The organism is Salinarimonas soli (assembly GCF_008386575.1).
Lineage (GTDB): Bacteria > Pseudomonadota > Alphaproteobacteria > Rhizobiales > Beijerinckiaceae > Salinarimonas_A > Salinarimonas_A soli.
This window is the reverse complement of sequence record NZ_VUOA01000007.1, coordinates 32,565-52,243: the sequence shown is the minus strand read 5'-3', so window position 1 is coordinate 52,243 and position 19,679 is coordinate 32,565. Positions and strand designations below refer to the sequence as shown.

At 70.8% G+C, this 19,679-nt stretch carries 21 protein-coding genes; 8 read left to right on the top strand and 13 right to left on the bottom strand.

The window, feature by feature from the left end; all coding sequences use genetic code 11:
* Positions 1–180 precede the first annotated feature (180 nt).
* The 3 genes from F0L46_RS03735 to F0L46_RS03725 form a co-directional block, all read right to left on the bottom strand.
* Positions 181–1,164 (bottom strand): ABC transporter substrate-binding protein, encoded by a 984-nt coding sequence (locus F0L46_RS03735; protein WP_149815694.1) that lies wholly within the window; start codon positions 1,162–1,164, stop codon positions 181–183.
* A gap of 92 nt (positions 1,165–1,256) precedes the next feature.
* Positions 1,257–1,979, bottom strand: coding sequence for a nitroreductase (locus tag F0L46_RS03730; protein WP_240539852.1), 723 nt, complete (start codon positions 1,977–1,979; stop codon positions 1,257–1,259).
* 14 nt (positions 1,980–1,993) lie between these two features.
* Positions 1,994–2,890 carry a DMT family transporter gene (locus F0L46_RS03725; protein ID WP_188311834.1) on the bottom strand — a complete coding sequence of 299 codons (897 nt, stop codon included), beginning with the start codon at positions 2,888–2,890 and terminating at the stop codon, positions 1,994–1,996.
* Between the two features lie 107 nt (positions 2,891–2,997).
* On the opposite strand from F0L46_RS03725, the gene F0L46_RS03720 reads away from it, so the two are divergent.
* Both F0L46_RS03720 and F0L46_RS03715 read left to right on the top strand, forming a co-directional pair.
* Entirely contained in the window at positions 2,998–3,975 is a 978-nt protein-coding gene (locus F0L46_RS03720; RefSeq protein ID WP_149815691.1) for a S1C family serine protease, read from the top strand.
* A 115-nt stretch (positions 3,976–4,090) separates the two neighbouring features.
* A complete protein-coding gene (locus tag F0L46_RS03715) occupies positions 4,091–4,435 on the top strand; it encodes a hypothetical protein (protein WP_149815690.1) in 345 nt (114 codons plus the stop codon).
* A 198-nt stretch (positions 4,436–4,633) separates the two neighbouring features.
* On the opposite strand, the gene F0L46_RS03710 is transcribed toward F0L46_RS03715, so the two are convergent.
* From F0L46_RS03710 to F0L46_RS03700, 3 genes are all read right to left on the bottom strand, one after another.
* Complete coding sequence (locus F0L46_RS03710; protein ID WP_149815689.1) at positions 4,634–5,554, bottom strand: UbiA family prenyltransferase; 921 nt, start codon at positions 5,552–5,554, stop codon at positions 4,634–4,636.
* A 322-nt stretch (positions 5,555–5,876) separates the two neighbouring features.
* Complete coding sequence (locus F0L46_RS03705; protein WP_188311833.1) at positions 5,877–6,875, bottom strand: transglycosylase SLT domain-containing protein; 999 nt, start codon at positions 6,873–6,875, stop codon at positions 5,877–5,879.
* Positions 6,876–7,049: 174 nt separating this feature from the next.
* On the bottom strand, positions 7,050–7,454 hold the full coding sequence (locus F0L46_RS03700; RefSeq protein WP_149815687.1) for a response regulator: 405 nt from the start codon (positions 7,452–7,454) through the stop codon (positions 7,050–7,052).
* Positions 7,455–7,563: 109 nt separating this feature from the next.
* Here F0L46_RS03700 and F0L46_RS03695 point away from each other — a divergent pair, with 109 nt between their 5' ends.
* On the top strand, positions 7,564–8,163 hold the full coding sequence (locus tag F0L46_RS03695) for a cation diffusion facilitator family transporter (protein WP_149815686.1): 600 nt from the start codon (positions 7,564–7,566) through the stop codon (positions 8,161–8,163).
* A 3-nt stretch (positions 8,164–8,166) separates the two neighbouring features.
* Here F0L46_RS03695 and F0L46_RS03690 read toward each other — a convergent pair whose 3' ends face one another.
* The 3 genes from F0L46_RS03690 to F0L46_RS03680 are packed head-to-tail and all read right to left on the bottom strand — an operon-like array spanning position 8,167 to position 10,852.
* A complete protein-coding gene (locus tag F0L46_RS03690; RefSeq protein WP_149815685.1) occupies positions 8,167–9,021 on the bottom strand; it encodes an SDR family oxidoreductase in 855 nt (284 codons plus the stop codon).
* Positions 9,018–10,163: a tRNA epoxyqueuosine(34) reductase QueG gene (gene queG / locus F0L46_RS03685; protein ID WP_149815766.1), complete on the bottom strand. Its 1,146-nt coding sequence runs from the start codon at positions 10,161–10,163 to the stop codon at positions 9,018–9,020. The genes F0L46_RS03690 and queG overlap by 4 nt, the downstream gene beginning before the upstream one ends.
* Positions 10,160–10,852 carry a glutathione S-transferase family protein gene (locus tag F0L46_RS03680; protein WP_149815684.1) on the bottom strand — a complete coding sequence of 231 codons (693 nt, stop codon included), beginning with the start codon at positions 10,850–10,852 and terminating at the stop codon, positions 10,160–10,162. The genes queG and F0L46_RS03680 overlap by 4 nt, the downstream gene beginning before the upstream one ends.
* 267 nt (positions 10,853–11,119) lie before the next feature.
* Here F0L46_RS03680 and F0L46_RS03675 point away from each other — a divergent pair, with 267 nt between their 5' ends.
* Together F0L46_RS03675 and F0L46_RS03670 are read left to right on the top strand one after the other, a co-directional pair.
* Positions 11,120–11,926 (top strand): undecaprenyl-diphosphate phosphatase, encoded by an 807-nt coding sequence (locus F0L46_RS03675; RefSeq protein WP_149815683.1) that lies wholly within the window; start codon positions 11,120–11,122, stop codon positions 11,924–11,926.
* Positions 11,927–11,930: 4 nt separating this feature from the next.
* Positions 11,931–12,185, top strand: a complete 255-nt coding sequence (locus F0L46_RS03670) for a hypothetical protein (protein WP_149815682.1) — start codon at positions 11,931–11,933, stop codon at positions 12,183–12,185.
* A 347-nt stretch (positions 12,186–12,532) separates the two neighbouring features.
* On the opposite strand, the gene F0L46_RS03665 is transcribed toward F0L46_RS03670, so the two are convergent.
* The 3 genes from F0L46_RS03665 to F0L46_RS03655 all read right to left on the bottom strand — a co-directional run bounded on the left by F0L46_RS03665 (position 12,533) and on the right by F0L46_RS03655 (position 16,683).
* On the bottom strand, positions 12,533–13,219 hold the full coding sequence (locus F0L46_RS03665; protein WP_240539851.1) for a response regulator: 687 nt from the start codon (positions 13,217–13,219) through the stop codon (positions 12,533–12,535).
* Positions 13,220–13,471: 252 nt separating this feature from the next.
* Positions 13,472–15,148 (bottom strand): MFS transporter, encoded by a 1,677-nt coding sequence (locus tag F0L46_RS03660; RefSeq protein WP_149815680.1) that lies wholly within the window; start codon positions 15,146–15,148, stop codon positions 13,472–13,474.
* A gap of 647 nt (positions 15,149–15,795) precedes the next feature.
* The gene (locus F0L46_RS03655; protein ID WP_149815679.1) at positions 15,796–16,683 is read right to left on the bottom strand and encodes a DMT family transporter; all 888 of its coding nucleotides are present in this window, start codon (positions 16,681–16,683) and stop codon (positions 15,796–15,798) included.
* 88 nt (positions 16,684–16,771) lie between these two features.
* Here F0L46_RS03655 and F0L46_RS03650 point away from each other — a divergent pair, with 88 nt between their 5' ends.
* The 3 genes from F0L46_RS03650 to F0L46_RS03640 all read left to right on the top strand — a co-directional run bounded on the left by F0L46_RS03650 (position 16,772) and on the right by F0L46_RS03640 (position 19,011).
* Entirely contained in the window at positions 16,772–18,172 is a 1,401-nt protein-coding gene (locus tag F0L46_RS03650; RefSeq protein WP_149815678.1) for an aminotransferase-like domain-containing protein, read from the top strand.
* Positions 18,173–18,271: 99 nt separating this feature from the next.
* Positions 18,272–18,637, top strand: coding sequence for a hypothetical protein (locus tag F0L46_RS03645; RefSeq protein ID WP_149815677.1), 366 nt, complete (start codon positions 18,272–18,274; stop codon positions 18,635–18,637).
* Positions 18,638–18,684: 47 nt separating this feature from the next.
* Positions 18,685–19,011, top strand: coding sequence for a hypothetical protein (locus tag F0L46_RS03640; RefSeq protein ID WP_149815676.1), 327 nt, complete (start codon positions 18,685–18,687; stop codon positions 19,009–19,011).
* Between the two features lie 199 nt (positions 19,012–19,210).
* Here the strand turns inward: F0L46_RS03640 and F0L46_RS03635 are convergent, their stop codons facing one another.
* Complete coding sequence (locus tag F0L46_RS03635) at positions 19,211–19,675, bottom strand: secondary thiamine-phosphate synthase enzyme YjbQ (protein WP_240539850.1); 465 nt, start codon at positions 19,673–19,675, stop codon at positions 19,211–19,213.
* Positions 19,676–19,679: the final 4 nt, after the last annotated feature.

Sequence of the window (19,679 nt, the reverse complement as noted above, 5' to 3'; positions counted from 1 at the left end):
GGTTCGAAGGGCAGTACCGTGCTCCCTCCCCCCTTGCGGGGGAGGGTTGGGGTGGGGGGTGACTGCGGTGTCGGAGCCGAAAGGATCACCAGCCGATCGGTCGTGACTCATTCTGCTCCACCTCCGCCGTCACCCCCACCCCCAACCCCTCCCCGCAAGGGGGAGGGGAGCGGCACAACCTCAGTTGCCGAACTTCTCGGCGAAGAGCTTCTTGTCGGCCTCGGTGCGGCGGAGGATCGCCTTGAGGTCCTTGTCCATCACGTTGATGCGGGTGCCCTCGGGCAACCAGGACGGGCCGGGGATGCCCTCCTTGGCCGGCACGTAGCCCTGCGACACGGCGAGGCGCTGGCCCTCGTCGGAGAGGAGGAAGTCGATGAAGGCGCGGGCGGCCTCCTTGTTGGAGGCGGTGCTCAGCATGGCGACGGGCTCCGTCACGGCGGGCACGCCCTCCTTGGGGAACACGAACTCGATGGGCGAGCCCTTCTGCTTGGCGTTGAGGGCCATGAAGTCGACGAGGACGCCATAGGCCTTCTCGCCCGTGGCCACCGCCCGCAGCACCGCGCCGTTGCCGCGCACCGCCGCCGCGTCGTTGGCGCGAAGCGCGTCGAAATAGGACCAGCCCAGATCCCCCCGCTCCGCCATGGCGCTGAGCATGATGGCGGCGGCGCCCGAATAGAGCGGGCTCGGCATGGAGATCTGGCCCTTGAACTCCGGCCGCGCGAGATCGGCCCAGGACTGCGGCTTCACCCTGGCGGCGGTGTTGTAGGCGATGCCCGTGGTGATGAGCTTGGTGCCGAAATAGAAGCGCTCGGGATCGACGGCGCCGGGCTGGAAGCCCTCCACCTTCGCGGCCTTGTAGGCCTCCAGGCGGTTCTCGGCCTTGAGCTGCTCCATGCTCACCGCGTCGGCGATGAGGAGCACGTCGGGGCGGGGCGCGCCCGCCGAGAACTCGGCCGCGAGCTTGCTCATGACCTCCGTGGTGCCCGAGCGGAAGATCTCGACCTGGACGCCGGGCTGGACCTTGCGGAAGGCGTCGACGGTCTGCTGGGCGTCCTTGTCGGGCTGGGAGGTGTAGAGGACCAGCCGGCCGCTCTGCGCGAACGCCGCGCCCGTGAGCGAGATCGTCAGGGCGAGCAGGGCCGCCCCCTTCAACAGTCCACGCATATATCGTTCTCCTGACCCGTCTTGCGGCCGATCACCCAGGGGAAGATGCATGCCAAGGGCGAACCGGCAAGGCCAGGCCCTGTGGCATTCTTTCATGACGGTTCCACGAAGGGCATCCCGTCCCCAGGTTCGTCGCCCAGGAACGCAGCGAACTCATCCACCGCCATGCGCTCCGTCGCGAGCGCGTTCTCCGAAGCACCCTCGTCGGCATAGCCCACCGCCATGCCGCAGACCACGACCTCTTCGGGCCGCAGCGGCAGGTGGGCGCGGATCACCCCGTGATAGGGCGCGAAGGCCGCCTGGGGGCAGGTGTCGAGGCCGTGGGCGCGGGCGGCGATCATGAGCGATTGCAGGAACATGCCGTGATCGAGCCAGGAGCCGACGGCGAGCCGGCGATCGATCGTGGTGACGAGGCCCACGGGGGCGTCGAAGAAGCGGAAGTTGCGGGCATGCTGCGCGTGCATGCGCTCCCGCTCGCCCCGCGCGATGCCGAGGAGCCCGTAGAGGTCGAGACCCACCTTCCGGCGCCGGGACAGGTAAGGCTCGAAGAACTGGTCCGGGTAATAGGGGTACTCGCTCTCGTGCCCCGCCGAGGGGTTCGCGTGGGCCGCGACGAGGGCGTCGCACAGCCGGTCCCGCGCGGCGCCCGTCACCACGTAGACCCGCCAGGGCTGCATGTTCGTGCCGCTCGGCGCCCGGGAGGCCACGGCCAAGAGGCGCCGGACGAGGGCGGGCGGCACCGGATCGGGGCGGAAGGCGCGCACGGAGCGGCGCGAGAGGATGGCGGCCTCGACGGCCTCGGGCGGGTGCGGCACGGGCGGCGTCTCCCTCACGAGGCGGTCGGGCGGGACGTGGCGCGGCGGCCCTCGCGGGCCATCACGACGGCGCTGCCCGCGATGATCCCGGCGCCCGCCCAGGTCCAGACGTCCGGCACGGCGCCGAGGACGAGATAGGCGACCACGCTCACGGCCGCGATCTGGGCGAACGAGATCGGGGCGAGCCGCGAGGCGTCGGCGAAGCGGTAGGCCTGGGCCACGAGCCAGTGCCCCGTGGTCGAGGCGAACCCGATGAAGGCGCCCGTGAGCACCTGCGCGGCGCCCGGCGGCGTCCAGACCAGGGGCACGAGGAGGGTGAGGATGACGAGGCCCACCAGGGCCGAATAGGTCATCGTGGTCTGGGCGCTGTCGTCGGCCGCCACCCGCCGCGTCGCGACGAGGGCGCAGGCCCAGCACAGGGCGGCCAGCACGGGCAGCACGGCGCCGAGTTGGAACGCGCCCTGGCCCGGGCGCAGGACCACGAGGACCCCCGCGAAGCCGAGGAAGGCCGCGGCCCAGGCCCGCGGCCCCACCCGCTCGCCGAGCAGGGGCACCGACAGGCCCGTGACGAGGATCGGCGAGATGAAGCTGATGGCGGTGGCGTCGGCCACCGGCAGGATGCCGAGGGAGGAGATGAACAGGATCGCCGAGCCCACCATCCCGAGGCCGCGCAGGAGCTGCAGCCCCGGGCGGCGGGAGCGCAGGGTCAGCGCGCCCCGGGTCGCGCCGAAGGCGCTGATCATGATCAGGGTGAATGTCGCATAGCGCATCCAGGCGATCTGCAACGCCGGCAGGCTCGCCGACAGGTGCTTGGCGGCGACGTCCGAGCTTGCGAGGAAGAGGGTGGAGAGGAGCACAAGGAGGATGCCCCGGCCGGGGCGTTCCTGGTGTCCCGTGGCAGGCTGGCCCATGGCGGCCGGGATCTTTCGCGGGGTGGGGCGGGGGGTCTGTTTCTTGGCGGTCCGCGACCCTATTGTCATTAGTGATCTTTGTCCCCAAAGGCAGGCCAGGAGAGAACATGCCCTCGACGGACGGCTGGCGGATTCCGCGGGACCAGCAGCCCGGCCCCGACGATGTCCGGTACGATCTCGACCGGGCGCTCTCGGCGGTGGTGAACCTGCGCGCGCTCGTGCCCGCCGACGCGTTCACGGCGGAGACGCTGGGCACCGAGCGGGCCGGGCAGGGGGTGGTGATCCGCGAGGACGGCCTCGTCCTCACGATCGGCTACCTCATCGCCGAGGCGAGCGAGGTATGGCTCGACGACGGCGAGGGCCGGCCGGTGCTCGCCCACCCCGTCGCCTACGATTACGAGACGGGCTTCGGCCTCGTCCAGGCCCTCCAGCCCCTCGGCGTGCCCCCGCTCGTGCTCGGCGACGCCCGGAAGGCGCGCCCCGGCGTCGAGGTGGTGGTGGCTGGCGCGGGCGGGCGCACGCGCTCGCTCCTGGGGCAGATCGTGGCGCGCCAGGAATTCGCGGGCTACTGGGAATACCTCCTGGAGGACGCGATATTCACCGCGCCCGCCCATCCGCATTGGGGCGGCACCGCCCTCATCGGTCCCGCCGGCGACCTCCTGGGGATCGGCTCGCTCCAGCTCCAGCATCAGGCGGCGGGCGGCTGGGTGGTGCCCCTCAACATGATGGTGCCCGTCGATCACCTGAAGCCCATCCTCGACGACCTGCTCACCATCGGCCGCGCCCGCAGGCCCGCCCGTCCGTGGCTCGGGCTGTTCGCGGCCGAGGACGAGGGCAGCGTGGTGGTGATCGGGCTCGCCGGCCGCGGCCCGGCCGGCAAGGCGGAGCTGCGCCAGGGCGACGTGATCCGGGCGGTGGGCGGCGCGGCGGTCGAGTCGCTGCTCGGCTTCTACCGCACCCTCTGGGGCCTCGGCGAAGCGGGCGTCGAGGTGCCCCTCACGCTCGAGCGCGAGGGCGACGTGTTCGACCTCGTGATCCGCTCCGACGACCGCACGCGCTTCCTGAAAACCCCGCCGCTGCACTAGTCCGGCACGGGCCGCGGCGGGGGAGTGATGCAGTTCGGTAACGTTACGTTAGCACAACCGCGAGGAGGCGGCTTGGCGGCTTGACAGAGCTGGGCCTTTCGGCGCGGATGGGCTCATGAGAGCCCCTGTCGCCGCCCTGTTCGCGATCACTGCCCTGACCATCGGCGTAGCCCGCGCGGACGAGCCGGACCTGGCGGACGTGCTCCAGGCGGCCAAGCCCGCCCGGGACGCCTGGGAGCGGTGCGCGGCCAATGCCGCCAGGCCCTCGCTGCGCAGCGAACGCCCCGCCGAGACCGTAGCGCAGCTCGCCCTCGACGCCTGCAAGGACCGCGAGGCCGCGCTCCGGGACGTGCTGCGCCGGGAGCTCGGCCCCGACCGCGCCGCCCTCGTGACCGCGGAGCTGCGCACGATCTACCGCGCCAACCTCGTCAAGGCCATCGAGCAGCTGCGCCGCCGCTGAGCCTGAGGAGCGGATGGCCTGAAGGCTCGGCGACGGGGCGGCTAATCTCTCCAACCCCCTCATGTTGAGGAGCCCGCCTAGCGGGCGTCTCGAACCACGCAAGACGCTTCCATAGCCGGAGGGAGAATCTTGGAGCGCCCTTCGAGGCTCACTCCGCTCGCGCCTCAGGATGAGGGCGGAGGGTGCAGCGCCAGCCGTTCAGGCCGCTGACAGAACGAGGATCAGCGAGCCGATCCCTAGGCCCCAGCTCACGGGGTCCTTCAGGGCGAACAGGATCGGGTCGTCGTCGAGGCGGCGGCGGTGGGCCAGCATCAGGACGCGGGCGAGCCAATAGATCAGGGCGGGGCAGATCAGCCAGAGCAGGTCGGGGCGCGCATAGCGTTCGGCCACCCCGTCCGAGGAGACGTAGAGCGCGAAGATCGTGACCGCGTTGAAGCCGCTCGCCGCCGCGAGGGCGGCGATGACGGGGAGATCGCCCGTGCGGTAGTCGCGGTTCTCGGGCTCCGGCAGGCTCCGGTCGAGGCGGGTGGCGAGCTCGACGTAGCGCTTGACCAGGGCCAGCGAGGTGAAGATCAGCAGCGAGAACGCCAGGAGCCATTTCGACACCTCGACGTCCACCGCGATCGCGCCCGCCAGCACGCGCGCGGCGTAGAGCAGGGCGAGGGTCACCACGTCGACGAGCATCTGCCGCTTGAGATGCAGCGAGTAGACGAGGTTCACGGCGAGATAGCCCGCGAGCAGGCCGAGGAAGGCCGGCGACACGGCGAGCGCCAGGAACGACGCGGCGAGCAGCAGGACGGGGACGGCCACGAATCCGTGGGCGAGCGGCAGGGCTCCGCTGGCGAGCGGGCGGTCGCGCTTCGTCGGATGGGCGCGGTCGGCCTCGAGGTCGACGAGGTCGTTGATGACGTAGACCGCCGACGCGCACAGCGAGAAGGCGACGAATGCCAGCGCCGCCAGGGCTCCGGCGGCGAGGGTGAACTCCTGCGCCGTGACCAGGGGCACGGCGATGAGAGCGTTCTTCGCGTATTGGTGGACGCGCAGCTGCTTCAGCCAGACGCGAAGCGGCGATCCCGCGCGGGGCCGTGCGAGGGCGGCGGTGGAGAGGTCCGGCGTCATGCTGCGGCAGCCATGGAAGGGCCGGGCCGTCCCACCCCGATATTCGTCGTCCGCACGACGGTCCCGGCTGGGATGAGCGCCGCGAGAGCGCCCTCGAGGGGGCAGGGGCTCGTCATGAGCGCGGCCCTGGCGAGGACGTCCGGCCGCCGACCTCGGATCCCGCCGCCCGCATCAGCGGATGGCCGCCGAGCCGGTTACGGTCGAACGCCGCGTCGTCACGTAAGGCTGGAAAGCGGGCGAGGATCGTCGGCATGCGGGGCAGGCTCCCTTGAATGGAGCCATATCACCCCGAGAAGGTTCAACTTCACGTTAAGACGCAACGTCAGTCGGCGGCGCTCGCGTATTGGCGGGTGCCGAGATCGCGGGCGGCGTTCTCGTAGCGGGCGACGCGCTTGTCCATGACCGCGGCCAGGAGCGCATGGACCTCGGCGAGGGACTTCGGCATCGCCTTTGCCGTCGCCACCGCCTTGCCCTTGGCGGCGTCCTTCGGGGCGCCCTTGGCGTCCGCTTTGTCCGCGCTCGCCTTGTCTGCGTTCCCCTTGGGCTCGTCCTTACTGGAGACGTCCTTCTTCGCCTCGTCCTTCTTGGCCTCGTCGGCCTTGGGCCCGGCCTCCGCCTTCTTGGGCTCGGCCTCGGCGACCTGCGTCGGCTTGCTGAAGAACAGGGTGCGGTTGGCCTTGGCGGCCCTGGGGAAGGCGCTCGGGGCGGCCTGCTGCGGGCTGTCGTCCATGAGGTCGAGGAACCGGCTCGCGCCGTTCACGCCCAGGAAGTGCGCGAGGTAGATGTCGGTGCCCGAGACGTTGCGCTCGGCATTGGCGGCGAGCAGGGTCTCCTGGGTCGAGCGGATCATCTCGCCTGCCATCACGGCGGCGAGGAACGGGTCGCGGCGCAGAGACAGGATCCAGGCGCGGTCCGCGTCCGACACCGAGAGGCGGCCCTTCACGGGACGGATCGCGTCGGCGGCGGCGGCGTAGCCGTGCTTCGCGCCATAGCGCTTGAGCACCTCGAGCCAGGTGGCGTCGAGGAACTGGAACAGGCCCTCGGCCGAGGAGGTGCTGGCCCGGATGTCGGGCCGGAAGCTCGACTCCTTGTCGGCCATCGCCATGAGGAGCGCCGGGTCGACCTCGGTCACCTCGGCGGCGCGCACGACGGTCTCGGCCAGCCAGCGGGCGACCTTCATCTCCCCGAAGGCCAGCGCCTCGTGGGGGTTCGCGACGGCGCGCTCGGCCGTGTGCTCGGCCTTGGCCGCGCCGAGCGGCAGGGCGGCGCAGCACAGGACGACGGCTGCGGCGCGCAGGACAAGGCGCGCGCCGGCGCGCATCGAAACGCATGACATCATATGGTCGGCCCCCGCGTGGCGGCGCGGGCCAAGCCGCGCCAACTCGTTGGTTGTCCCTAACGAGGCGCACTAAGCCTGATGTATGTGACGAGAATAGGTCAGCGTGGCTTTTGAAGTTCCGAGCACAAACGTGCGACAAACTGTCTTCGTGTGGGCTTACCCTTGGTCAGGTCCCATGTCGGCGCCAAGGAAACTTCTGATGTGAGCGGTCAACTGAGCTGCGCTCGTGGGCTTGGGGACGAAGATCGCACCATCCGGAAGATCCCCAGGCTGCGGCCTCATCTTGCCCGAGGTCACCACGATCCCGATTCCGGGCCAGCCCTGCCGGACGAGCCGCGCGAACTCGAAACCGTTGATCGACCCCGGCATGTCGACGTCGGTGACCACGACCTTGATGTCGGGCCGGGTGCGCATGAGCTCGAAGGCCTCGTCCGCGTCCTGGGCCTCGACCACCCAGAACCGGTCGTCGCGCAGGATTTCGACATGGACGAGGCGGACGAGCGGCTCGTCCTCCACAAGCAGGATGACGGGACGGTTGAGGATGGGACCACGGGGCTTCATGTGCGCTGCAACGAGGAAGAGCGGCGCGGGTTCCCGCGATTCCCATCCCACCCCGATGGGCCTTGCGCCCATGCCACGCCTCGGGTCACTAAGCCCGTGGGAGGCGCGCATGGCGGACGAGGATGGGGCGCACCGGGCCTACAGGCGGACGATCTGGCTCATCGCCTTGTCGATCCTCGCCTTTTCGTCGTTGCAGGCGCTGTGGGCCCTGTCCATCGGCTCGGCGCAGCTCCTCAAGGACGCGATCGACTGGGTCTACGACGTCGCGCTCTACATCATCGCGGCTTTGGTGTTCGGGCGGGGCGTGCGGGCCGAGCAGGCGTCGGCGCTCGTGATCGCGGGCGTCCTCGCGGTGGCGGGCGTCCACACGCTCTACGATCTCTGGGACAAGGTCGTGCAACCCCGTCCCATCGAGCCCTTCACGATCGGCTTCTCGGCGGTGAGCTCCGCGATCATCGGCTATCTGGTGCTCGCGGCGCTGCTGCGCTTTCGCGGCGACGCCAACCCCCTCATCCGCGCCACCTGGGTGTCGGCCCGCAACGCCGCGATCTCGACCACCGTGTTCTCGACCGCCACCTACCTCACCCGGACCGCCACGAGCCGCTGGCCCGAATACGGCCTCGACCTCTTCGGCGCCGCGCTCCTCTTCCAGGGCGCGGGAGCGATCGTGCTCGCCACCTGGCGCGACCGGCGCGCCGCCCGCGGGTGAGCCCTATGATCGCCCGGCGATGGCGGCGAGGCCCTCGCGATAGGTCGGGTAGGCGAGGGTGACGCCGAGCTCGCGCTTGATCACGTCGTTTCGCACCCGCTTGTTGGCGCCATAAAAGCTCGCGGTCATGGCCGGCAGGGTGGCGGGGTCGAAGGGGATCTCGGGCGGCGGCTCGACGCCGAGGAGCGCCGCCGCATGGGCCACCACGTCCTGCGGCGGGGCGGGCTCGTCGTCGGCGAGGTTGTAGATCGCGCCCGGGCGCGGGCGGTCGAGTGAGGCGGAGAGAACGGCCGCGATGTCCTCCACGTGGATGCGGTTGAACACCTGGCCCGGCTTCACGATCCGCCGGGCCGTGCCGGCGCGCAACTGATCGACGGCGCTGCGGCCCGGGCCGTAGATCCCCGACAGGCGGAAGACCTGGACCGCCTTGCCGGTCCGGCGGCCGAGCGCGAGCCAGGCCTCCTCGGCGGCCACTCGCCGTCTCGTGCGCTCGCTCGGCGGATCGGGCTCCGCCGTCTCGTCGATCCAGCCGCCGCCCCGGTCGCCATAGACGCCGATGGTGGACAGGTAGCCGATCCAGCCGGCCCGCGACCCGGCGATCGCCGCCTCGGCCTGCTCCAGCACGGGATCGCCGCCCTCGTCCGGCGGCACGGAGGTGAGGATCGCGTCGCTGTCTCCGACCGCCGCCAGGATGCCGGGGTCGCAGGCGCCCTCGTCGAGAACGAAGACCTCGATGCCCCCCGCGCGCAGGGCCTCCGCCTTCTCCCGCGTGGTGACGGTGCCGCCCGCCCGGGCGAAGCGCCCGGTCGCGATCCAATGCCGGGCGCTGTAGCCGAGCCCGAAGGCGAAGAGGTTCATGCCGTCTCCTCGATTGGCGCGAGGCCGAGCGCCGCCCACTCGCCCCGCACGTCCGGATCGGTCTCGGCGGGCAGGCGGGCGCGGGCGAGATCGGCCGCGTGCTCGCGGGTCAGAAGCCGCCCGCAGGCCCACACCGCCATGGCCCGCACCAGCGGCGAGGCATCGTCGAGCCGGGGCTCGGCGGCGGCGGCCAGCACGGGCTCGCCCGAATTGCCGATCGCGATCAGCACGTTGCGCACGAAGCGGTCGCGTCCCGTGCGCTTGACCGGCGTGCCGGCGAAACGGGCCCGGAAGGCCGCGTCGTCGAGGGCGGCGAGCTCCGCGAGCGGCAGCGCCGCGAGATCGTCGCGCTGGCGCAGCTTCGCCTCGCGCCCCGCCTTGGCGAACTTGTTCCACGGGCACACGGCGAGGCAGTCGTCGCAGCCGAAGACCCGGTTGCCGATGCCAGCCCGCAGGGCGGGGTCGATGTGGCCCTTGTGCTCGATCGTGAGGTAGGAGACGCACCGGCGGGCGTCGAGGCGGAAGGGGGCCGGGAAGGCGTTCGTCGGGCACACGTCGAGGCAGCGCCGGCACGAGCCGCAGGATTCCTCCGCCGGGCCGTCGACGGGCAGCTCGGCGGTGGTGAAGATCGCCCCGAGAAAGAGCCAGTTGCCGTAGTCGCGGGAGACGAGCACCGTGTGCTTGCCCTGCCAGCCGAGGCCCGCGGCCTGGGCGAGCGGCTTCTCCATCACGGGCGCCGTGTCGACGAACACCTTCACGTCCGCGCCCGCGCGGCTCGCCAGGACCCCGGCGAGCTCCTTCAGCCGGCCCTTGATCACCTCGTGATAGTCGCGGTTGCGGGCATAGACCGAGATCGAGGCCCGCTCGGGCCGGCTCAAGGTGGCGAGCGGATCGGTCTCGGGGCCGTAATTGACGGCCAGCAGCACGACGCTGCGGACCTCCGCCCACAGGGCGCGCGGATCGGCGCGCCGGTCCACGTTTTCGCTCATCCAGGCCATGGTGCCGTGGTGGCCGGCCGCGAGCCAGGCGTCGAGGCGCTCGCGCGCCTCCGGGATGGCGTCGGGGCTCGCGATCCGGCACGCGTCGAAGCCGAGCGCGCGGGCGCGCTCCTGGAGCAGGGCCTTCAGGCCGGCGCCGGTCAGAAATCCAGGTCCGCGTAATGGGCCGAGGGCGCCATCCCGGGGATCCGGTCGGCGAGGAGCGCCCGGAAGGCGGGGCGCGACTTCACCCGCGCGTACCAGAGCTTCGCGTTCTCGTCCTCGGTCCATGGCACGTCGCCCAGATAATCGACGCACGACATATGGGCGGCCGCCGCGAGATCCGCAGTGGTCATCCGGTCCCCCGCGAGCCAGTTCCGCGTCGCGCTCAGGTAGCCGATATATTTCAGGTGATGGCGCACGTTGGTGCGCGCGGCGCGGATCGCGTTCATGTCGGGCGGGCCGCCGCCCGCGTCGGTGGGCATGAAGCGGCGGTAGATCTTCTCCGTGACGAGATAGCCCGACACCTCATCGAAGAACTTGCCGTTGAACCAGTCGACGAGCCTGCGGACCTCGACCCGCTCGGACGCGTCCGCGGGCATCAGCCGCCGGTCGCCCAGCGCGGCGCCCCGGGTCTCGTCGAGATATTCCGCGATGATCGTGGCGCCGGGCACCACGGCTCCGTCCCCCTCGATCAGCACGGGCGTGGTGCCGGCCGGGTTGAGCAGCATGAAATCCTGGCGGCGCTCCCAGGAGCGCTCCTCCACCAGCTCGGGCTCCAGCCCCATCTCGGTGCCGACGAGGCGGATGAAGCGCGAATGCGGGCAGAGCGGATGATGGTAGAGAATGGCCATGTGGCTCGCTCGAACGCGACGCGACGGGCGAGAATAGGAGCGCGCCGGGTTAACAGACGGTAACCCTGCGCCCGCTATCCCCAAGCGGATTGGTGTCGATCGCCGCCGGCTCCGCGTGCTCGGAGTGCCCCCCTGGCGGCAACCAGGGCCTGCGGGTCCGCTTCAGGTGAGCGGTAGCCGCGGGCAGTGCGGAGGTATAGAAGCCGTTCCGACCCTGCAACCCCGATTCGCCGCTCCGCCCGCCGGTTCGGCAGACGATTGAGCGCCATGACCCTGCAACAGTTTGGCGAGGCGGCCATCCTCGGACTTCTCGAGGGCGGCACCGAGTTCATCCCGGTGTCGTCGACGGGGCATCTCCTGCTCCTGCAGCACTTCTTCGGGCTCGAGGACGACAGCAACAAGACTTTCGCGATCCTCATCCAGTTCGGCGCGATCCTCGCGATCCTGTCCGTCTATTTCGCGCGGCTGTGGGCCATTGCCGTGGCGCTCCCGCGCGATCCGGCGGCGCGGCGCTTCGTCATCGGCGTGCTCGTGGCCTTCCTGCCCGCCGTGTTCATCGGCGTGCTGGCGCGCGATTTCATCAAGGGCGTGCTGTTCAACCCCTTCCTGGTCTGCTGCACGCTCATCGCGGGCGGGCTGGTGCTCATCGTGGTCGACGGCCTTCGCCTCGAGGTGCGCGAGCGCGACGCCACGCGCTTCCCCCTCTCAATGTACCTGAAGATCGGCATCATCCAGTGCCTCGCCATGGTGCCGGGGGTGTCGCGCTCGGGCGCCACGATCGTCGGCGCCATGCTCATGGGCGCCGACAAGCGCTCGGCGGCCGAGTTCTCGTTCTTCCTCGCCATGCCCACCATGGCGGGCGCCTTCGCCTACGAGCTCCTGAAGAGCTACAAGGATCTGTCCCTCTCCGACGGCGCGCTCATCGGGGTCGGCTTCCTCGCGGCCTTCCTGTCGGGGCTCGTCGTGGTGCGCCTGCTTCTCGACTACGTGTCGCGGCACGGCTTCGCCCTGTTCGGCTGGTGGCGCCTCGTCGTGGGCTCGGCGGGCCTCGCCGGCCTCATCGTGTTCGGGTGATCCCATGAGCGAGCGCGCGGACGTCACCGCCATCGTCCTGTCGATCCTGGTCGCCCTCGCGGTCACGGCCGCGGCCGTCCTCCTCGCCGTGACGGCCCAGCCCTCGACGGCGGGGGGCTTTGCCCGCGAGCCCACCTGCGCCGAATGGACGGACGGCTGCGTCGTCTGCCAGCGCACGCCGGGCGGCACCGTCTGCTCCACCCCCGGCATCGCCTGCACCCGCGCCGAACCCCGCTGCCTGCGCCGCGACGGCGCCTAGACCGCCGCCAACGCGCTCCCTCCCCCCTTGCGGGGGAGGGCTGGGGTGAGGGGTGGCGGCGGTGTCAGGTCCGGAGAGGTCACCAACCGAACGGTCGCAACTCGTTCTGCTCCACCTTCGCCGTCACCCCCACCCCTAGCCCTTTCCCGCAAGGGGGAGGGGAACACGTGGCGCCTCGCCCACACAGGCGGTGGGAACTTGGCCACGCGAGGGCTGATGGGCGCCGACGCGCTCCCTCCCCCCATGTGGGGGAGGGTTGGGGTGGGGGGTGACGGCGGTGATCCAACCGGACATGTCGCCCGCCGCAGGCCAGCGTTCCGCCCCGGGGCCCGGCGGAACGGCTCGTCCTACTCGACCGTGACCGCCGCCTTCTGGGTCGCGCCGATCTTCGAGGCCGCGATCACCGCCTGGGTGCGGCTCTCGACGCCGAGCTTCTGGAGGATGGCCGAGACGTGCGCCTTCACGGTCGCCTCCGAGACGCTGAGCTCGTAGGCGATCTGCTTGTTGAGCAGGCCCTCGGACAGCATCATCAGGACGCGCACCTGCTGCGGGGTCAAGGTCGCGACGCGGCGCACGAGGTCGGCCGCCTCCTTGTCGTCGGGGGCGTTGAGATCGATCTCGGCGGGCACCCATACCCCGCCGTCCAGCACCGAGCGGATGGCCTCGCCGATGCGCTCGATCGGCAGGGTCTTGGGGATGAAGCCCGAGGCGCCGAACTCGATGGCGCGGCGGATCACCGTCGGGTCCTCGGTCGCCGAGACGATGACCACCGGCACGTCCGGGTGCTGGGCCCGCAGGAAGATGAGGCCGGAAAAGCCCTGGACGCCCGGCATCGAGAGGTCGAGGAGGATGAGGTCGGCCTCGGCGCCGCGCTGGAGCGTCTCGGCGAGCTCGTCCAGGCTGCCGGCCTCGATCACGGAGGCATCCGCCAGAAGGGGCCCGATCGCCTGGCGCAGGGCGCCGCGAAACAGGGGATGGTCGTCCGCGATGATGATCGTCGCGCCTCCCGTCGTCGGGCTCGTCTCCTGGGCCACGTCACTCTCTCCAACGCCGGCAAGGCCCGGTGCCACCCCATCGGCGACCTGCCCTCCCAGGGGCAGAGTGTGCCTGCTTTTCATGCAGGCCCGCAACGTGGAAAAGCATCGGTGGCTCGGGAAGTGCATATCGGAGCCCCGTCGCCGTGCCAGTCCGTGGCAATACGGCCCCGCGCATGACGAAAAAGGGCGGGGCTTGCGCCCCGCCCTCGTCCGCCGGACCGGATCCCGGCCCGGTGATGGTCCGGCCGGTCAGGTCTTCGCCGGCTCGTCGGCGAAGATGTCGCGGTCCTTGGTCTCGGGCACCACGAGCAGGCCGATGACGAAGGTGCCGAGCGCGATCACGATCGGGTACCAGAGGCCGTAATAGATGTCGCCCGACTGAGCGATCATCGCGAAGGCGGTCGCAGGCATGAGGCCGCCGAACCAGCCATTGCCGATGTGGTAGGGCAGCGACATGCCGGTGTAGCGGATCCGGGTCGGGAAGAGCTCCACGAGCGCCGCCGCGATCGGGCCGTAGACCATGGTGACGAGCACCACCAGGTAGGTGAGCGTCAGGACCAGCAGGAAGGGCTGGGCCCGGAAGACGTCGAAGAAGCTCGACAGCTTCACGATCTCCGCGTTGGTCGCCCCGGGATAGCCGGCAGCCGTGAGCGCCGCGGTGACGTCGCGGGTGAAGGCCGCCGGAGCTGTCCTCGTCGCGTCGCCGGTGAGCTTGGCGGCGTCGTAGGAGGCCACCTCGGTCTGTCCGATCCGGATCTTGGCCGGCTGGCCGGCCGGCGCCGGCTCGACGCGGTAGTTCACGGAGTTGCGGGCGAGCAGGGCTTTGGCCACGTCGCACGAGTTGGTGAACTTCGACGTGCCCGTCGGATTGAACTGGAACGAGCAGTCGTTCGGGTCGGCGAGGACGACCACCTGCGTCGACTGATGGGCGCGATGCAGGGCGGGGTTCGCGGTCTTGGTGATGAAGCCGAAGACCGGGAAGTAGGTGATCGCCGCGATCAGGCAGCCCGCGAGGATGATCGGCTTGCGGCCGATCTTGTCCGAGAGGGTGCCGAAGATCACGAAGCCCGCCGTGCCGAGGATCAGCGACCAGGCGATGAGCACGTTCGCGGTGAACATGTCGACGCGCAGGATGCTCTGCAGGAAGAACAGGGCGTAGAACTGGCCCGTGTACCAGACCACCGCCTGGCCGGCGACGAGGCCGAGCAGCGCGATGACGGCGAACTTGGCGTTCTTCCACTGGCCGAAAGCCTCGGAGATCGGCGCCTTGGAGTTCGTTCCCTCCTCCTTCATCTTCTTGAAGGCGGGGCTCTCGTTCATCTGCATGCGGATCCAGATCGAGATCGCGAGCAGGATGATCGAGAGCAGGAAGGGAATGCGCCAGCCCCAGGCCGCGAAGGCCTGTTCGCCGGTCCACATGCGCACGCCCAGGATCACCATGAGCGACAGGAGCAGGCCCATCGTGGCGGTGGTCTGGATCCAACTCGTGTAGAAGCCGCGCCGGCCGTTGGGCGCGTGCTCGGCCACGTAGACGACCGCGCCGCCGTACTCGCCGCCGAGCGCAAGGCCTTGGAGCAGGCGCAGCACGATGAGCAGGACGGGCGCCGCCCAGCCGATGGACTCGTAGGTGGGCAGGAGGCCGACCACGAAGGTCGAGATGCCCATGATCAGGATGGTGACGAGGAAGGTGTACTTGCGGCCGACGAGGTCGCCGAGGCGCCCGAACACGAGCGCGCCGAAGGGGCGCACCAGGAAGCCCGCCGCGAAGGCGAGCAGGGCGAAGACGTTGCGGGTCGCCTCCGGGAAGGGTGCGAAGAACTGCGCCCCGATGATCGCGGCGAGCGACCCATAGAGATAGAAGTCGTACCACTCGAACACGGTGCCGGCCGAGGAGGCCAGGATCACCTTCTTCTCTTCCCTCGTCATCGGCCGCGCGCGCTCCGTCGCGACGCTGCCTCTCGTCCCTATGCTTGAAGCCGTCATGCGTATCCTCCCAACCGGACCATGGCGCGGTCGAAGCCCCCGCCTGTCCCGTCGACCCGGACGACCGCTGTGCTGTCCGGGCGGGATCTTCTTGGAGCGTGGGCGGCGCGGAGCCGGTCGACCCATCATGGGTCTGGCTGCCACGCTTCAGCATTGTGGTGTGGGCGGAGGGAAAGCCTATTCGACGAAAGGGGTAAGTGGGCAGAAAATAGCGAGTATTGAAAAAATAAATCCAACATATTTGGACCGTGATTTGCGTGAAGGCAGGTCTGTCGTCTTGTCAGGGCAGCTTACGCAACGAGAGAAACGCTGCAGCCGCCGCACATCATCGCTTATTCAACAGACGTGGCAAGTCGAAATCCGTCCGGGAAGGGTCTCGCCCCCGATGATCGACTGTGGGCCTATGATGGCACGGCGTGCCACGACGCTCGCCGAGGTGGATGCGGTGCCAGGCGCCCGATGCCGACAGCCCGCCGGGACCGCCATTGCTGGCGAGGCCCCGGGTGGTGACGAACCAATATGAGCAGGTCTCCCGTCAGAGGCCTCCAGGGCCTGGGAGTGGGGGCATTGGGTGCGAGGCGGCCGGCCTCTCAGGCGAAGCGCTTCGCCCCGGCGACGCAGGCCACGACGCCCGCGGCGACGGCGACCAAGCCCCAGCCGACGGGCTCACCGAGGAGCGCGCCCGCGAGGGCGAGCCCCAGGAAGGGCTGGAGGAGCTGCAGTTGGCCCACCGCCGCGATGCCGCCCTCCGCGAGGCCGCGGTACCAGAACACGAAGCCGACGAGCATGCTGAACAGCGACACGTAGGCGAGCGCCCCCAGGGCCGGCCAGCCCACGCCCGCGAACGAGGCGGGCGCCGTCGCGAGCGCGAGGGGCAGCATCAGCGGCAGCGAGAGGACGAGCGCCCACGAGATCACCTGCCAGCCGCCGAGCGTGCGCGACAGGCGCGCGCCCTCCGCATAGCCCAGGCCGCAGACCAGGATCGCGGCGATCATCAGGAGGTCGCCGACGAGCGCGCCGCCCCGCTCGCCCTGGCCGATCGCATAGCCCGCCACGAGCGCGCTCCCGAGCCCCGCGAACAGCCAGAACACCGGCCTCGGGCGCTCGCCCCCGCGCAGGACGCCGAAGATCGCGGTGGACAGCGGCAGGAGGCCGATGAACACGATGGCGTGGGCCGAGGTCACGTAGCGAAGCGCCAGGGCCGTCAGGAGGGGGAATCCGACCACGACGCCGAGCGCCACGACGGCGAGCGGGCCCAGATCCCGCCGGTCCGGCCGCCGCTCCCGCAGCACGAGGAGCAGGGCGAGGCCCAGCCCGCCCGCAATCGCCGCGCGGGCGAAGGTGAGGAAGAGCGGGTCGAGCTCGAGCACCGCGACCCGGGTGGCGGGCAGCGAGGCGCTGAAGATGACGACGCCGAGGAAGCCGTGAAGCCAGGCGGAAGCCCGCGCCGGCGCGAGGGGAGAGGGGATCGTGCGCATCCCGCCACCTTGCAGCGTCAGGGCTTGGTTGCCCAGATACGCGGCAGTACGATTGGGGCGAACTGTACGGGTCGAAAGGTCGATACGGATGCCGATTCCCGAGCCCAGCCCCTCCCGCCCGACCCTCACGGTGCAGGTCATGGACGCCGTGCGGGGCCGGATCGCGGGACGGATGCTCGCCCCCGGCGCCCGCGTGCCCTCGATCCGCGCCTTCGCCCGCGAGCAAGGCGTGTCCGCCTCGACCGTGGTGGAGGCCTATGAGCGCCTCGTGGCCGAGGGCGTGATCGCCCCGCGTCCGGGCTCCGGCTTCTATGTCGCCGGGCGTCCGCAGCCGTTGCTCCTGCGGCCCGGCGCGCCCGTGGCCGAGCGGGACATCGATCCCCTCTGGGTCATGCGCCAGGCGCTCGACGGGAGCGAGGCGCTTAAGCCCGGCTGCGGCTGGCTGCCCCAGGCCTGGATGCCCGCCGAGGCGATCCGCCGGGCGCTTCGGGCCGCCGCCCGCTCCCCCGACATCGCCCTCGTCGACTACGCGACGCCGCTCGGCTTTCCGCCCCTGCGGGCCCAGCTCTCGCGGCGGCTGGCCGAGCGGGGCGTGGAAGCCTCGCCCGAGCAGATCCTGCTCACCGACTCGGGCACGGGCGCCCTCGATCTCGTCTGCCGCCTCCTGCTCCAGCCCGGCGACACGGTCGTCGTGGACGATCCCTGCTACTTCAACTTCCTCGGCCTCGCCCGCGCCCACCGGGCCCGGGTCGTGGGCGTGCCGATGACACCGTCGGGGCCCGATCTCGATGCCTTCGAGAGGGTCGCGGCGGAGCACCGGCCGCGGCTCTACCTGACCACGGCGGCGCTCCACAATCCCACGGGGGTGAGTTACGGCCCCGCGGTGGCGCACCGGCTCCTCACCCACTGCGCGGCCCACGACGTCACCGTCATTGAGGACGACATCTTCGGCGATCTCGAGCCCGAGGCGGCCGCGCCGCGGCTCGCGGCCCTCGACGGGCTCGCCCGGGTCGTGCAGGTGGGCAGCTTCTCGAAGACGCTCTCGGCCGCCATCCGCTGCGGCTACGTCGCGGCGCGCCCGGACATCGTCGGGTCGCTCGCCGACATCAAGCTCGCCACGGCCTTCGGCAGCAACGACCTCTCGGCCCGGCTGGTCCACAGCCTTCTTACGGACGGAAGCTACCGGCGCCACGTCGAGGGCCTGCGGGCCAAGCTCGCCCGCGCCATGGGCGAGACGGCGCGGCACCTCGCGGAGGCAGGCCTGCGGCCCTGGATCCTGCCGAAGGGCGGCCTCTTCCTCTGGGCCGTCCTGCCGGAGGGGGCGGACGCGACCGCGGTGGCGCGCCGGGCGATGGGGCAGGGCGTCGTGCTCGCCCCCGGCAACGTGTTCAGCGTGAGCCGGACCGCCGACCGCTACATGCGCTTCAACGTCGCGCAATGCGGCTCGCCTCGCGTCTTCGAGGTGCTGCGGGAGGCGCTTGCAGGGTGATCCTGAACCTTCGGCCCAGGCGGCCGTTGCGTTCACAGATCCCGATGGCAAGCCGAATGCCCGTCCGTTCCGGCGGACGGGCTGCGGCGGAGGTGCCGCATGAACGAGATCGAGACCTTCGCACGCGCTTCCGTCGCCCGCGGATCAGGCTTCGCGGGGCTTGCCATCCTGTGCCTCATGGTAGCGCTTTCGGGCATGCCGGCGCTGGCCCTGAAGACCGGCGGGATTCTTTGCCTCATCGGCGCCGTCGTCCTCCTCGCGAAGGCCGAGCGGGCGCCGCACCGGCCCTACGGGCGCACGGAGGTCTGGCTCAGGCTCGACGGACGGGCGCGGCCCTCCGAGACGGTGGCGCAGCAGGTGGTCGGCGGCGTCCTGCGGGGCGTCTACCTGGAGTTCGCCCTGCACTTCGCCCGGGCGGCGGCGCTGGGGCTCGGCGTTAGCTTTCTCATCAACCTTCTGGGCTAGCCTTCGTCCCGCATCCGGCACCAAGCCGGGGCGAGGCGGGGGCCAGCATGTCCGACAAGATCGTCCGCGAGATTCGCTCCACCGTGGGCCGTGGCTGCGGCCTCGCCGCCCTGGCGCTCGGCGGGCTCATGTGCGGCCTTGCGCGCGAGCCCCTCGGGGACCCGTTCCTCGCCCTCAAGGCCGGCACCATCGGGGCGCTTGTCGCGGCGTTCGCGCTGTGCCACGAGGCGAGGCGGCCCATGGCCGACGCCAAGGCCGGACTGACCCGCCGGACGGCGCTTCGAATCTATGCCATGCGCTTCGCCCTCCTCTCGGCCGCCTGCTCGCTCCTCTCTCTCGCCGGCGAGGCCAATCTCTGGCTCTACCCTGTGTAGAGGGCTGGCCCGGAACGGCGGGGTTCCTCCCAACCCCCTCATGCTGAGGAGCGCTCGAAGAGCGCGTCTCGAAGCACGCACCATGGGCGCGAGCGGTGGGCAGACTTCTAGAGCGCCCTTCGAGGCCCGCCTACGGCGGGCACCTCAGGACGAGGTAGGAGGAGGGGAAGTGGCCTACTTCCCGCCGGCCTCTCAGACCTCACCGCCCCATCACATGCCCCACGATCTCGCGGGCATGCGGCCGGTCGCGGTGCTCGACGAGGTAGATGCCTTGCCAGGTGCCCAGCGCCATGCGCCCGCCGACGATCGGGATGGCGAGGGAGACGCCTGTGAGCATCGTGCGGATGTGGGCCGGCATGTCGTCCGGCCCCTCCAGGGAGTGGACGTAGCCGGCATCCCGCGGCGCGAGGCCGTCGAGCGCCGTCATGAGGTCCGCGCGCACGTCCGGATCGGCGTTCTCCTGGATCGTGAGCGAGGCGGAGGTGTGGCGGCAGAACAGGGTGAGGAGCCCGTCCGCGATGCCGCTTCGCGCCACGACCTCGGCGGCGGCGGACGTGATGTCCATGAAGCCGGGGCCAGGGGTGCGCACGGTGAAGCGCGCGGTGGCCTGGCGGGTCACCTCGCCCGCGCCCGTGATCGTCAGGGGGCCGATCGTGCCGGGCATCGGC

What these genes read in the sequence shown, in the direction of transcription:
- F0L46_RS03735 (WP_149815694.1), bottom strand. Translation starts at nt 1,164, where the DNA reads ATGCGTGGACTGTTGAAGGGGGCGGCCCTGCTCGCCCTGACGATCTCG.
- F0L46_RS03660 (WP_149815680.1), bottom strand. Translation starts at nt 15,148, where the DNA reads ATGACGAGGGAAGAGAAGAAGGTGATCCTGGCCTCCTCGGCCGGCACC.
- F0L46_RS03680 (WP_149815684.1), bottom strand. Translation starts at nt 10,852, where the DNA reads ATGGCCATTCTCTACCATCATCCGCTCTGCCCGCATTCGCGCTTCATC.
- F0L46_RS03645 (WP_149815677.1), top strand. Translation starts at nt 18,272, where the DNA reads ATGAACGAGATCGAGACCTTCGCACGCGCTTCCGTCGCCCGCGGATCA.
- F0L46_RS03650 (WP_149815678.1), top strand. Translation starts at nt 16,772, where the DNA reads ATGCCGATTCCCGAGCCCAGCCCCTCCCGCCCGACCCTCACGGTGCAG.
- F0L46_RS03690 (WP_149815685.1), bottom strand. Translation starts at nt 9,021, where the DNA reads ATGAACCTCTTCGCCTTCGGGCTCGGCTACAGCGCCCGGCATTGGATC.
- F0L46_RS03670 (WP_149815682.1), top strand. Translation starts at nt 11,931, where the DNA reads ATGAGCGAGCGCGCGGACGTCACCGCCATCGTCCTGTCGATCCTGGTC.
- F0L46_RS03710 (WP_149815689.1), bottom strand. Translation starts at nt 5,554, where the DNA reads ATGACGCCGGACCTCTCCACCGCCGCCCTCGCACGGCCCCGCGCGGGA.
- F0L46_RS03705 (WP_188311833.1), bottom strand. Translation starts at nt 6,875, where the DNA reads ATGCGCGCCGGCGCGCGCCTTGTCCTGCGCGCCGCAGCCGTCGTCCTG.
- F0L46_RS03700 (WP_149815687.1), bottom strand. Translation starts at nt 7,454, where the DNA reads ATGAAGCCCCGTGGTCCCATCCTCAACCGTCCCGTCATCCTGCTTGTG.
- F0L46_RS03640 (WP_149815676.1), top strand. Translation starts at nt 18,685, where the DNA reads ATGTCCGACAAGATCGTCCGCGAGATTCGCTCCACCGTGGGCCGTGGC.
- F0L46_RS03695 (WP_149815686.1), top strand. Translation starts at nt 7,564, where the DNA reads ATGGCGGACGAGGATGGGGCGCACCGGGCCTACAGGCGGACGATCTGG.
- F0L46_RS03675 (WP_149815683.1), top strand. Translation starts at nt 11,120, where the DNA reads ATGACCCTGCAACAGTTTGGCGAGGCGGCCATCCTCGGACTTCTCGAG.
- F0L46_RS03720 (WP_149815691.1), top strand. Translation starts at nt 2,998, where the DNA reads ATGCCCTCGACGGACGGCTGGCGGATTCCGCGGGACCAGCAGCCCGGC.
- F0L46_RS03725 (WP_188311834.1), bottom strand. Translation starts at nt 2,890, where the DNA reads ATGGGCCAGCCTGCCACGGGACACCAGGAACGCCCCGGCCGGGGCATC.
- F0L46_RS03655 (WP_149815679.1), bottom strand. Translation starts at nt 16,683, where the DNA reads ATGCGCACGATCCCCTCTCCCCTCGCGCCGGCGCGGGCTTCCGCCTGG.
- F0L46_RS03715 (WP_149815690.1), top strand. Translation starts at nt 4,091, where the DNA reads ATGAGAGCCCCTGTCGCCGCCCTGTTCGCGATCACTGCCCTGACCATC.
- F0L46_RS03635 (WP_240539850.1), bottom strand. Translation starts at nt 19,675, where the DNA reads ATGCCCGGCACGATCGGCCCCCTGACGATCACGGGCGCGGGCGAGGTG.